The organism is Tritonibacter sp. SIMBA_163 (assembly GCF_046535935.1).
GTDB classification, from domain to species: Bacteria; Pseudomonadota; Alphaproteobacteria; order Rhodobacterales; family Rhodobacteraceae; genus Epibacterium; species Epibacterium scottomollicae.
Genome location: NZ_JAWJBP010000460.1, coordinates 1 through 271 on the forward strand (window position 1 = coordinate 1; position 271 = coordinate 271).

At 44.6% G+C, this 271-nt stretch carries 1 pseudogene; it reads left to right on the forward strand.

The annotated features are described in order from the left end of the window. A pseudogene (locus R0J92_RS23120) lies at positions 1–271 on the forward strand (ribonuclease J); the annotation flags it as partial.

Here is a 271-nt window from a genome sequence, read left to right on the forward strand (position 1 = left end):
GGGATACAGTGAAACTCGGTAGTGCGTTCTCAGTCGAGTATATTCGCAACACTCATTCCATTGCCGATAGTTGCTGTGTTGCTATTACCACTCCTTTAGGCGTAGTTATTCATACCGGTGATTTCAAAATTGATCATACCCCTGTTGATGGTGAACATTTTGATTTGCATCGTCTTGCCGAATATGGCGCAAAAGGAGTCCTTTGTTTACTCAGTGACTCTACCAATGCTGAAGTTCCCGGACATACCCCATCAGAAAATTCGGTGCGTCC